Annotated in this window: 9 protein-coding genes; 7 read left to right on the top strand and 2 right to left on the bottom strand. The window is 55.0% G+C overall.

The genetic code is table 11. From position 1 onward, the window contains the following. Positions 1–54: 54 nt before the first annotated feature. The 4 genes from ACYVHC_RS12710 (at position 55) to ACYVHC_RS12695 (ending at position 3590) form a co-directional block, all read left to right on the top strand. The gene (locus tag ACYVHC_RS12710) at positions 55–810 is read left to right on the top strand and encodes a L,D-transpeptidase family protein (protein ID WP_460614092.1); all 756 of its coding nucleotides are present in this window, start codon (positions 55–57) and stop codon (positions 808–810) included. Positions 811–936: 126 nt separating this feature from the next. Continuing rightward, complete coding sequence (locus ACYVHC_RS12705) at positions 937–1731, top strand: zinc metalloprotease (RefSeq protein WP_460614091.1); 795 nt, start codon at positions 937–939, stop codon at positions 1729–1731. 91 nt (positions 1732–1822) lie between these two features. Further along, positions 1823–2365 (top strand): NUDIX hydrolase, encoded by a 543-nt coding sequence (locus ACYVHC_RS12700; protein WP_460614089.1) that lies wholly within the window; start codon positions 1823–1825, stop codon positions 2363–2365. 127 nt (positions 2366–2492) lie between these two features. After that, positions 2493–3590 (top strand): TolB family protein, encoded by a 1098-nt coding sequence (locus ACYVHC_RS12695; protein ID WP_460614088.1) that lies wholly within the window; start codon positions 2493–2495, stop codon positions 3588–3590. A 92-nt stretch (positions 3591–3682) separates the two neighbouring features. Here ACYVHC_RS12695 and ACYVHC_RS12690 read toward each other — a convergent pair whose 3' ends face one another. After that, positions 3683–5083: a DUF5723 family protein gene (locus ACYVHC_RS12690; protein WP_460614087.1), complete on the bottom strand. Its 1401-nt coding sequence runs from the start codon at positions 5081–5083 to the stop codon at positions 3683–3685. A 133-nt stretch (positions 5084–5216) separates the two neighbouring features. On the opposite strand from ACYVHC_RS12690, the gene meaB reads away from it, so the two are divergent. After that, on the top strand, positions 5217–6194 hold the full coding sequence (meaB, locus tag ACYVHC_RS12685; RefSeq protein WP_460614086.1) for an ArgK/MeaB family GTPase: 978 nt from the start codon (positions 5217–5219) through the stop codon (positions 6192–6194). Positions 6195–6334: 140 nt separating this feature from the next. On the opposite strand, the gene ACYVHC_RS12680 is transcribed toward meaB, so the two are convergent. Beyond that, a complete protein-coding gene (locus ACYVHC_RS12680; RefSeq protein ID WP_460614085.1) occupies positions 6335–8935 on the bottom strand; it encodes a DUF5916 domain-containing protein in 2601 nt (866 codons plus the stop codon). Between the two features lie 817 nt (positions 8936–9752). Here ACYVHC_RS12680 and ACYVHC_RS12675 point away from each other — a divergent pair. Together ACYVHC_RS12675 and ACYVHC_RS12670 are read left to right on the top strand one after the other, a co-directional pair. Then, on the top strand, positions 9753–10196 hold the full coding sequence (locus ACYVHC_RS12675) for a hypothetical protein (RefSeq protein ID WP_460614084.1): 444 nt from the start codon (positions 9753–9755) through the stop codon (positions 10194–10196). Positions 10197–10348: 152 nt separating this feature from the next. Next, complete coding sequence (locus ACYVHC_RS12670; RefSeq protein ID WP_460614083.1) at positions 10349–12757, top strand: TonB-dependent receptor; 2409 nt, start codon at positions 10349–10351, stop codon at positions 12755–12757. Positions 12758–12832 lie beyond the last annotated feature (75 nt).

Below are 12832 nucleotides of genomic sequence, written 5' to 3'. Positions count from 1 at the left end.
GTTCAGTTGGCACACGCGGCTACCTGTAACTACCGGCCGCTCCCTTCTCTTCTTATGCGCACCCTGTTTCTGCTCGCTGCCGCGCTGCTCGTGGCTTTGTATGCCCGCTCCACAACCTCTCGGCCCGAACCAAACCCTTCTTTTCGGGCCGGCCAACTGCTTTTCCCGCGCGTTAGGGCGGCGTATGGGTTGCATGAAGCAGCTACCCAGGCGTTGCTGCGTCGGCACGGTCTGGCGCCTGAGCGGCTGGAGCTGTTTCTGCGGGCATTTAAAGTAGGGCGCCGGCTGGAGGTATGGGGCCGCAACCAGGGTAGCGCGCAGTTTGTATTGCTGCGCACGTTTCGGCTGGCGGGCACGTCCGGCACGCTAGGGCCCAAGGCGAAAGCCGGCGACGGACAAGTGCCGGAAGGCTTCTATACCATTGACCGGTTTAACCCCGACAGCAAGTACTACCTATCGTTGGGCCTGGACTACCCCAATGCCGCCGACCGATTCCGCAGCGGCCTTCTGGACCCCGGCAACGATATTTTTATTCATGGCTCCGACGTTACCATCGGGTGCCTGCCCATCACCGACGCGGGCATTCGGGAGCTGTATGTGCTGGCCGTGGAGGCCCGCGCAGCCGGGCAAACTGCCATTCCGGTGCACATCTTCCCGTTCGAGCTCACCGCCGATAATCTGGCGCTTCGGATGGCAAGCCCGCACCTAGCCTTTTGGCAGAAACTGGCCCCCGGCTACCAGCATTTTGAGGACACGCACCAGCTCCCCAACGTGGCGGTAGCCGAAGATGGCACCTATGCCATTCAGTAAAACACCCCGCCTTAAACTGCCATTTTTACAATATTATTCATCACGAAATAAAATTAAAGTACTTATTGTATCAATATTTTGAATACATTGTAATCTCATTCACTCTAACACAACCAATAACACCCTATGAAAATCACTTCGTACTTCGTAATGGCTGCCTTGGCTACCTTGACTTTAGCCAGCGGCTGCTCAGAAAAAGAAGCAGTAGTAAACACCTCGAAAGAAATCAGCGCCGATGCTATCAGCCAGATTCGGCAGTTGGGTTTCAGCACGGCTGGTATCCAGCGTGATGAGGCCGGCAACTACCTAGTAGAAGGTGATATTGTCCTGAGCCCCTCGGCTTTGAGCAATGGTGCCTCTACCAAGCTGCTGCGCGTAGGTGATGCCGAACAGTACCGCACCACGAACCTAGTAAACGGCGGACGCAACATATCCATCAGCGTTTCCAGCCAGTTGCCTTCGGCCTATGTTACTGCCATTGATGAGGTAGTGCGCCGCTTTAATGCCGAGGGCCTGACCATTACGTTCAGCCGCGTGGCCTCGGGCGGTAACATCAATATTGTACGGGCCAGCGGCAGCTACCTCGCTTCGGCAGGTTTCCCAACCGGCGGCAACCCCTACGGCGAAGTGAAGGTGAACTCGCGCGCCATCGGCACCGCGAACCCCACTACCTACATTGCTACCATTCTGGCCCACGAAGTAGGCCACTGCATCGGCTTCCGCCACACTGACTACATGGACCGCAGCTACAGCTGCGGCGGCGCTACCTCCAACGAGGGTGCCAGCACGGTGGGCGCTATCCTGATTCCGGGTACTCCGGCCGCTGCCGACCCCAACTCCTGGATGCTGGCCTGCATTGGCTCGGGCCAGAACCGCCCGTTCAATGCCAACGACGTAACGGCTTTGAACGCATTGTACTAGCCTTCCTAAACGGTTAAACGGCATCTAAAGTCCGTTCGCTCCGTACCTTTCCAGCGCCGACGCGGTCCATCCGCGTCGGCGCTGTTTCGTTATGCCCGATTTCCCGATTCCTAAAAACCTGCGCGAATCTGCCGTGCTGGTGCCGGTTTTCCGCGATGAGGACCAAGAGCTGCATGTAGTGATGGTACGCCGCGCCGCCTTTGGTGTGCACGGCGGCCAGTTGGCCTTTCCCGGCGGCAAGCACGACCCCGACGATACTGACCTGCGAGCCACGGCCCTGCGGGAAGCCTTTGAAGAAGTGGGCTTGGCCGCGGACAACATAGAAGTCCTGGAGGCCTTACCCACTATTGCTGTGCCCACTGGTTTCCGAATTTCGCCGTTTCTGGGTCGTATTCGCAGGCCGGAGGTATGGCAGTGGCAGACGTCGGAAATAGACGAGGTGCTGGAAATACCGCTGCGCCACCTCGCGAATGCGGCCAACCACACCGAGGAAACCTGGCAGCTGGCGGGCTGGCCCACGCCCCACCTCGTGCCGTACTACCGCGTCGGGAATGGCTACCAGCTGTGGGGCGCTAGCTACCGGATCATTCAGCCCCTTATTCCGCGTTTACTGGCCGGCGAGTGGGAGCTTTAGAGCCAAGAAAGGGCTAGTGCTACTTTCGCACCCCAACTTTACTAGGTCTAACAAAGCGGTGAACCTCCCTAGCCGCATAGTTGGCACGAAATTTCATTCTAGCCTATTGTTGATTTTTCCGACTTCTATGAAACGACTTTCGCTTTTGCCCATGCTGCTGGCGTTGCTGTTGCCTGGCGTGGTGCTGGCCCAACGCGAGCAATCTGTGTGGCTGTTTGGGCAGCAAGCTGGCCTTACGTTTCCGGCCGATGGGGGCGCTCCTACTCCCTTGCTCACCAGCAAAATGACCACGTATGAAGGCTCGGCCGTAGCCACCAACCAGCAAGGCCAGCTGCTGTTTTATACCAACGGCGAATTTGTGTTCAACCGCAAGCACCAGGTAATGCCCAACGGCAAAAAGCTGATGGGCTCTAACTCCAGCACCCAAAGCGCGCTTATCGTGCCCGACCCTGGGAGCGGCAACGTGTTCTATGTGTTCACGGTAGGTGCGCAAGGCGGCTCCAACGGCTTGCGCTACTCCACCGTGGATATGACCCGCGACAACGGCTTCGGCGACGTGCCGCGCTCCAATGCCTTGCTTATTACCCCCGTGGCCGAAAAGCTAGCCGCCGTGCGCCACCAAAACGGCCGCGACGTCTGGATTGTGGCGCACCGCTGGAACTCCAATGCATTTGTAAGCTTCTTGGTCACAGCCGATGGCGTACAGAGCAAGCCCATTATGAGCAACGTAGGCAGCATGCACGCCGGCCCCGGCCGCAACGCCATTGGCGCCATGAAATTCTCGCCCGATGGCCGTAAGCTGGCCGTAGCGCTGTGGCGCGAAGCCAATAAATACGAGGTGTTCGACTTTGACCGCAGCACCGGCCAAGTGCGCAACGCCAAATCCTTTGCTCCTTATCCTGAAGCTTACGGTGTGGAGTTCTCGCCCGACGGTAGCAAGCTCTATGGCTCCAGCAATGGCGAAGGCGGCGGCATGGCCCAGATTTACCAGTTCGATTTGAAAACGGGTAAAGCCACCGTCATCGGCAAATCGGCTAACCGCAAAGTAGGCTCCCTGCAGCGCGCCCCCGATGGCAACATTTACGTGGCCCGCGAAGACAACCCGTTCCTAGGTGTCATCCAGAACCCAAACTCGGACGCTGCCAAGTACCTTGATAATGGCTTGAAACTAGGCGGCCGCCGCAGCAAACTGGGCCTGCCCAACTTTATCACGGAGCCCAAATAAAGCGGCTGGGCGCTAAAACCATGAATGCCGACGGTTTGCCGTTCTGTAAGGCCGAGGCCCCGCAGAACGATAAACCGTCGGCATTCTGCATTCTACTGGGTTTTGCTGCCCAGCTTGAACCGAAAGAACCCGCCGGCCACCGAGTAATACGGATTCTGGGAGGTGAACAAGCCGGGCACATCGCGGGTGCTTACTCCAATTTCATACACACTCGAGGTCAGGGTGATGCCTAGGGGCACATTGAGGCCGTATCCGGCACCGGCACTCACGCCGCTGCTCAGGCGCAGCCAAGTGGCCGGTTTGTAATCAATACCAGCACCCACAAAGGCCGTGGTAAGGTTGCCAGCCACTTCATTCAGGGGCAACGTTACATCCAGCCCAGCCTCAAAAAACTCACTGATGCGCACGCCGGCCCCGGCCCGCAGCTTGGTAGGCAACGATGCCTTGCGCTCTTGGCCCGTTTGATACTGAAACAGGCTGTCGGTGCCGGCGGCAAATATCTCCGCGCCTTCCCGGATTACGTTGTAGCTGCCAATACCATCGGAGTTCAGGCGCTTCAGCTTCTGGTCATTGCCGGTTACCAGGTTGCCTTCCCAGGTCATGTTGCCCAAGTCCGTAATGGCCAGGCCGAGGCGTAGGGCTTTGCCTGCTTCCAGGGCTAGCCCGAGGTCGAAGCCATGGCCTTTGCCTACGGGTTGTAAGCCGTTGGTGCGCTCCCGTAGGTTAAAGCTGGGGTCATTGACCATGTCGCCGTAGTCGATTTTGAACAGGGGCGACATAGAGGTGAAGCTTTGCAGATTACCAGGCTGCACCCGCACATCGATAATGCCTATCCCCTGAATGTAGCGGTAGCCCGCTCCTGCTGAGAGCTGGAATAGGGGCAAATCAATCAGCCGAGTGCCCCAGGCCAAGTTAAATTCGTTGAGCACAGCCAGCTGCACATCCGTACCGGCCAGCGCCTCGGATACCAAGGGCACATTGCCGGTGCTGGTTGAGGCGAAAATAGGCGCACTCCGGCCCAAAAAGGCAATTTCGGCGGCGTTCTGGTTCATGCCTATATGCCCAGCCGTGCGCACCCGGTTGCTGATGGCAATGCCGCCAATTACCGGCAGCTGCACGGCCACCGCCAGGGTAGTCGCGTCGGCATTGAAGTTGAAGGCGTTGTCGGAGGTAAAGGCCCGGGCTAGCTCCTGCTTATCGGCCAGCGTGAGGGTTTGGTTAGAATGAAAGACGAACCGGCTTAACTGTTTGCGCGTGAGCGACTGGGAACCCGCTCCTGCCCCGAACTCACCGATGGTAAAAGCCACCGTAGAACCGCCTATCCGGCCCAGGTTTGCGGGGTTGATGCCAATGGACTGGTAGTCGGTGGCAAAGGTGGTGGCCACGCCCCCGCGGCCGGTGGCCGTAAAGTTACTTAGCTCATTTTGAGCGTACAGAGGCGCTGCACTAGCTAACAATAGGGCCGCAACCGAGAAGTAGAAGTTTTTACCCATAATACCAGGTAGTTGAAAAAATAAGCAGACGGGCAAGGCGCCGGGGTAGTTTTTCAAATGTACGATATGGGGTAGTTTGCACCAGCATTGCTTTCTGATCCGCTACTTTTCGGTTCGCTTCGTTCCCGCTCTCATGGCCAAACGCTTTTCCGCTTCCGAATACATTGATGGCATTTTGTCTGGCAACCGGGTGCTACTCAGCCGCGCCATCACGCTGGTGGAAAGCACGCTCCCCTCTGACCAAGCCCTGGCGCAGCAAGTGCTGGATGCCGTACTGCCCCACGCCGGCCGCTCCGTGCGCGTGGGTATTACCGGCGTGCCGGGAGTTGGCAAAAGCACGTTTATTGAGGCATTGGGGTTGCATTTGGTGCGGGAACAGGGCAAGCGGCTGGCCGTACTAGCTATTGACCCCACCAGCCAGCGCAGCGGCGGCAGTATCCTCGGCGACAAAACCCGCATGAACGAACTGGCCGCGCACCCGCACGCCTTCATTCGCCCGTCGCCGGCAGGCCGCAGCCTGGGCGGCGTAACGCGCAGCACCCGCGAGGCGCTGGTGCTCTGCGAAGCGGCCGGCCACGACGTAATTTTTGTGGAAACCGTGGGCGTGGGCCAGAGTGAAACCGCCGTGCACGGCATGGTCGATTTTTTTCTGTTGCTGATGCTGGCCGGCGCCGGCGACGAGCTGCAGGGTATCAAGAAAGGCATCATGGAAATGGCTGATGCCGTGACTATCACCAAAGCCGATGGCGGCAACGAGCAGGCCGCCCGCCGGGCACGCGTGGAGTATCAAAATGCCCTGCACCTGTTTCCGTTGGCCCCTTCGCAATGGAACCCGGTCGTTACGGTTTCTTCGGCCGTGACGGGGGCGGGGGTTCCGGCCGTGTGGCAGCTAGTAGAACAGTACGTGGAGCAAACCAAAGCCAGCGGCTACTTTCTGCGCCGCCGTCAGGAGCAAAACCTGCACTGGCTCCATGAAACCATACGTGAAACGCTGGAAACCCGTTTTTATGCCCGCCCCGACGTAGCTGCCCGCCTGCCCGACATCCGGCAGCAGGTAATGGATGGGCGCAAATCGGCCTTCGGCGCAGCCGAGGAATTACTAGGGTTGTAACGGGTGTAAACCCTAGCAACTAGCTCCAGCAGCACTTCTCCCATTATTTAGGCTCCTAGCATCAGCACGCAGCTGTTTCGGCCTCTGGCTTAATGCGCCAGCTGCGCAGCAAGATGTGCGCTAGAGGCTATTGCCGCCGGTTAGCTCCGGCGGCGCTTCAGCATCAGGTAATCGAGGTAGTACAGGACTTTGATGGACACGTTGTTGTTGTGCGGCGTGTTCACGGTGTTGCTCAGGTTGTCGAAGTAAAGCGGAGTAGCCTCATTCGCTTCAAGAAACGAAGCACTGGCATTTTTCCAGACAATGCTCACCTGCGAACCGGGCGCAAACCACCACGAGTACACCGCATCCACATTGAAGGCATTGAACGTGTTGTCGCGGTTGCGGCGGTAGTCTACCAGGGTTTCTCGGCCATCAGTACCTAGGCGGGCAAAGTCCTGATAGTTCACGGTGCTGGTGTAGTGGCGCGTCCGGATAGTCAGCGACATGCGGTTGTTGAACGTGTAGCCGCCCGAAATAGTATTGGTCACGGTTAGTACGCGCCGCCGCCCTAGCAACACATCCGTGGGGTTGTTCCGCCGAAACTCTGCGTCGTCGGGCAGGCTAGTGTCAATACCGCCATTCACGTAGCCAACCTGATTTTGGCGCAGGTTCCAGTCGAGGCTGTACCGGAAGTTCAGCTGGTTGCTGACGCGGTAGCGCGGCGAAATGGCCCAGCCGTAGCCCATGCGGCGCGGTCTGTCCAAGCGCTCATCCTGAGCATACCAGCGCACGCCGGCGTTCAAATCCCAGGCTAGTTTCTTCCGGTAGTCTGAGGACAAGAAACCGCCAATGTTGGCATTCACGGGCACGCGCACATAGTAGCTACCCAGTGGGTATTGGCGCGGCTCGTAGTAGTCGTGCGTGACGGGGTTTGCATCGAAGTTGGCCCCAACGGTCAGAAAGTTCTTGGTGAAGGTGGTGTTGAAACCGGCCGCAATGTTGGCGTTCTGGTAGCGCGTGGGCTTGTACAGCAACGAGTGATTCAGGTTCAAAAACGAGTAGAAGTTATTGACCTTCCAGAAGGGCTTATACTTGTTGTAGCTAGCATACAAGCCTTGGCTGATGTTATTGTTGCCAAACAAAATGCCCAGGTCGTTCGGGTTGTAGGTATCCGACTCAATGCCGTGGTTCAAGCCCCAGGTGAAGTTGCCACTGATTTTACTGATGCCAAGCTGGTACTTGTAGCCGTTCTGGTCCCCGATTTGCGCCTCCGAGCCAAACTCAGTGCCGCGCCGGCGTGAGTACACCAGGCGGCCGTCGATGGCGTAAGAGTTTTTCTTGTTGGCAAAGCGAAACAGGCCGCCCGTCACGTTGGCATCGTAGGTGCTGCCCCAGCGCGTGACGTTGGTGTTGATGAGCGACACGTACGAGTTGTTTTTCAGGCTCTGGTCCAGCACCATGATGTTGTAGTTGCTGAACGGCTGCGTTAGCACTTGCCGCTCACTACCATCCACCGAGTCGCGAAGGGTAGCGAATACATCGTTGCTGAGCGCATTGAACACACCCACGCCCAGCCCCTGCTTGGTCCGGCCCGATACTTTCGTGGCATTCAGCAGGCGCGTTACGCCCGGGTTGCTGATAACCTCCTCGCCTGGCCGCCACTCACCATCGAGGCCTCTTTCGCGCTGGCGCACCTGCCCGGCCACGTTCCCGAAGCCAATGGGGGTAGCGCCCACGCGCCTTGAATAAAACAGGTTGCCTTTATTGAACAGCTCCGTGCCTTCAGTGAAAAACTGCCGGTTTTCCTGAAACTGCACCTCAAAAGGCGAAAGGTTCAGCACCTGGTTGTCGCTTTGCACCTGCCCAAAGTCGGGTACTAGGGTCGCATCGAGGGTAAAGCTCTCGTTGATGCCCCACTTGATATCAGCGCCCCCATTGAAGCTGGTGCTGGTGTTGCGGGTTCCCTGCTCCTTGTAGGGGTAGTGATTCGCGTAGGCCGAGATGTAGGGCGTGAGCGAAAGGCGCAGCGGCGGCTTAATATCGCGCAGGCCGTGGAGCTCACCCCACTGGTTCACGAAGCCATCTACGGCGGGCTTCACTTCGTTCCAGAAAAAACCCTGGTTGTCGCGCTTGCGCTGGCGCATAAAATTCAGGCCCCACACCTGTTCCGACGCTTTGCTAAAGCGAATGGCCGAGTATGGAATCCGAATTTCACAGAACCAGTCGGTGCCTTGCATGGAGGTACGCGAGTCCCACACGGCGTTCCAGTTGCCGTCTTCGCCCCCGGCTGGCGAGTAGCGGGCATCTACCTGTACGCCGCCCGTGGTCACGAGAAAGCTATAGCCGTTGAGCTGGTCGTGGTAAGTATCCAGGAAAATACCGATAAAGTCGGAGTTGCCGATGTCGTCGCGGGCCGACAGCTCCCGCATGATGGAATCCTGCGAGACATCGTGCATAATGGCGCCCACGTACAGGTTGGCGTCATCATAAAGCACCCGCACTTCGGTGGGGTGCTTTTCGCGGGGGCCGGGGTTAGGCCGGTTCTGGATGAAATCGGTGGCAATGGGCGCCTGCTGCCAGATAGCTTCATCCAACACACCATCGAGCTTTATGCCTTCCGTGATGCGCAGGGCCTGTAGCTGGCGTTTGGGGGCGGGCACCGCGGCCGCGGCGTTGGCAACGGTTTCTGCCGATTGAGCCCAGGCCATGTTAGCAAAGGCCGTCAGCCAGATGAACAAGCACACACGGAAGCCTCTCACGATCTGATGACGTAAATAAATGTAAAGCAAGCAGGTGGGTAGTTGAATGGGTGGTATAGCCGCCGACTAGGCACTCACAAGTCAGCAGGCCGGGAAGCCGGTGCCCTGATATATAGCTAGAGCGGAATGCAGCAATAGATGCGCTATCCGTCTCAACCGTTGCCTCACACTGGCAAGTCTTTCAACAAAAAGCTGCTCAGGGCTACAGCAGCGGGTCTTGCTGTAAGAGCCACCAATATTTTATCATTAAAATTATTTATTTTTTTACTTATTCAATAATTACGTTAACTTAGATACAGGCTAGCCACCTCCCCAACTGCTCACGGATGTCTGATTCCGTAGGCCGCTCCCCGGTATCCTGATAGTGTTACAGTATATACCGGCTCTAGGCCTTTGGCCAAAGTAATGTGTAGTGATGCAAGGCATCAGAACCAACAAGCTTGGCCTCTTATCAAGGCTTGTTTCCTCCCCTCCTCCATTTTCCGTTCTTCCAAAACTGCTGCGTGGTGCCGCTGCGCCCATACTTCTGCAGTAGTAAATTACTGAGTTTGAAAGCTACGGCTTTCCTATAAGCTACTATCGGGCCCGATAGTATAGCCTCTTTCAGTGCTATAGCAAGTGCTGAGTTAGGGCACTGTAGATGCCCCTAACCATACTAGCACCAATAAATTCAGGCAGGTACGCGCCCTGCCTTACGTTGCTTTCACCCCGGCACTGGCATTTGTGTTCAAAACCACTGCTTCAAACAGCGTGGCACGGCTGCGCCATGCCATTATCACACGTGCATTTCCAATAACACACCTTAATACACACTGTCATGAAAACTAAATTCATAACACTCCTGATTCTGTTGCTTGCAATATTTAATATTAATACTGTACAAGCACAAAGTATTAAAGAAAAGGAGCCACTTATAGCTTATGATCTTGGAAAGTTAGTAAAGGTCTGCTATGATGTTGCAGGCCTTGGAAATTTAACTTCAGTAGATGTAACACTAACTTATGATGCCTATGTTTATACACAATGCACGAATCCAGGGGATAATATTGCCCCGGGCCAATCGAAGTCATATCCTAGCAACTCCGAAACAATTACAGTCCCTGTACGCAATGGAAGAATTCATGGCTGTGTTACAAGTACCAAAGTGTTTCCAGCAGGCGACTGCCCTAACTCTAAATGGACTGGGTCAGTTTCGGATGTAACATTTACCAATGTCAAACTTACTGTACTAGGTAAATCTTTTACTGCTACTAATCCTTAGCACTTACTCATAAATAATATTTATCGGAAAAGTATCCAAGAATGTAATCACGGCGATTTTTAGCTCAACTTCCTAAATATATTTAACAAATGTTTAGCATTTATCTAGCGAAAATATACTCATGAACTCCGGATTACTGTGAGTAGTGTATCATGTCAAAAATATATTTTCGTCGCATGAAAAGTTTGCTACTAGTATATACAATACTAGTAGCAAACTTTTCATTTAATACGTCATTTGCCAGGAATTTATTACCCCATAAATCAAATATTACACATTTTGTAAAGGGAAAAATAATTGACTCTCTTACACTACAGCCACTAGAGTATGTCACTATTCTGCACCTAACAACTAAAGGACAACTCATCAACAAAGTAACCTCAGGTACAAATGGATCATTTGCGCTTGAAATCATCCTTAGCCAGAATACCCAACTCACTTTCACGTATCTCGGCTATCGACCTAAGACTATCCTTGTTCCGGCCGCTTCCACCTCCGTTCTGGACCTAGGCACCATCCACTTGGCTGTTATACCTACGCAACTGAAGGAAGTACAAATACTAGCTGCGAAAGCACTGATTGAACGGGATCTGGACAAATTAATTTACAATGTAGAGGCTGACCCCGAGAGGAGTACACTTTCGGCGCTCGATATGCTGCGTAAAGTGCCCCTGCTGACCTTGGATGCGGATGATGCGCTGCAGCTTAATGGCACCAGCAATTACCGGATCCTTATTAACGGGCAGCCTTCAGCCCTTTTTGCGCAAAGTCCCAGCGACGCTTTCAGAAGCATGCCCGCTGACATGATCAAGCAAATTGAGGTAATCACCAATCCGCCCGCCCGGTACGACGCCCAAGGTACCGGGGGCATTATAAACATCATTACCTACAAGAAAAACCTCAGCGGCTACAACGGCTCTGTGACCCTAGGGGCTAGTAACCCCAATGGGTGGAACCTGAGCGCCGCCACCTCGGCTAAAGTGGGCAAGTTTAACCTAGCAGGCAACCTAGGCCTTACAACACAAAACAGCCCCACAGCACAGCACTCCTCGCTGCGGGAAGACAGGCTACAGCTAAACAGCCTAACGCAAACAGGGACCAGTAATAACCATAGTGATGGGCAGCATATGGGTGGCGAGATAGGCTATGAACTAGGTACGCAAACCCAGCTAAGCATCAGCTATGGCCGCAGCCGTAGCCGAAACGAGAATAGCAGTGCGCAGGAAGCAGCGCTACGCAATAGCCAAGATGAGCTTACGCAAGCGTACCGCAACCTGAACAACGGTACCAACGGCTGGCTAGGTTATGATGCGGGCCTAAACTACCAGCATAGCTTTAAGAATAATGAGGTCCGGCAGCTTAGTATGGCGTACAAGCTCAGTGCTAATACTGGCTCCGGCTCCACCGACTTTGCGTTGCAGTCGCTGCTCAACTACAAAGATCAGGTAAGCAGTACCAGCAATCAGGAGCATACCCGGGAGCAAAGCCTACAGGCTGACTACGTGCAGCCCTTGGGAAAGCAAACCCTTGAGCTTGGCCTTAAAACGGCACTGCAGGGCAACAGCAGCGACTATTTGTACAAGATGCTGGATGTGCAAACCAACACCTTTGCGCTCGACCCGGCCCTCAGCAACCGCTACAGCTACGAGCAGCGCATCCATGCCGCGTACACTAGCCTCTCGCTCCGCAAAAACAACTGGGGCCTGAAAGCGGGCGCTCGGCTAGAGCTTACCAACATTGATGCGCGCTTTGAATCAGTACAGACGGCTGCTCAGCAAGCCTACTCAAACCTGATTCCTAGTATAAGCGTCTCGCGCCGGCTTGGGGGCTCTGGTATGTGTAACCTGAGCTACACCCAGCGCCTAGAGCGCCCCGGGCTTTATTACCTGAACCCGTACGTAGATATAACAGATCCGCGCAACATCAGCTACGGCAATCCGGGGCTGGTACCCACTACCAGCCATGTGCTCAACCTGGGCTTCAACACCTTCCTGAAATCAACCTCATTCAACGCGGACCTCTTTCACCAGTTCACCAACAATTCTATTCAGCAACTTACTACCCTAGGCACCGATTCGGTAGCACGCACAACTTTTGCTAATGTAGGCCAGAACCGTACATATGGCCTGACTTTGAGTAGCAACACTACCCTCTTTAAAAAGCTAAACCTCAGCCTTAGCGGTGGCACTGCCTATACGGAGCTCACCAGCATTGTAGCAGGCCGGCCGCAGAACAACAAAGGCATTACGTACAACGCCTCTGGCAATACCAGCTACCGGTTTGGTAAAGATTGGCGGGCTAGTGGCAATATCAGTTATACTTCCAGCCGAATAGTACTGCAAGGTAAAACCAGCGGCTACAGCTGGAGCTCACTAGCGGTCAATAAAGAGTTCTTAAAGAATAAGAAGGCCCGTGCAAGCTTTTCCGTGAGCAGTCCTTTTCAGAAATACCGCCAGACATCACGCGAAATAATTGGCCCAACTTTTCGTCAGCAGCAAGAGTCCAGCGTTATCATTCGCCGCTACACGCTGGCATTGACGTATCGCTTTATAAAAATCTAGAGCCGGGTCTCTGATAGTCAAGTGGCTGACCGGTAATCTGCACGCTGGAATACACGACCAAGCAACTGCTTGTAC

It is taken from the genome of Hymenobacter seoulensis (assembly GCF_054780535.1).
The sequence above is the reverse complement of the archived record's forward strand: the minus strand, read 5'-3'. Positions and strand labels throughout refer to the sequence as shown.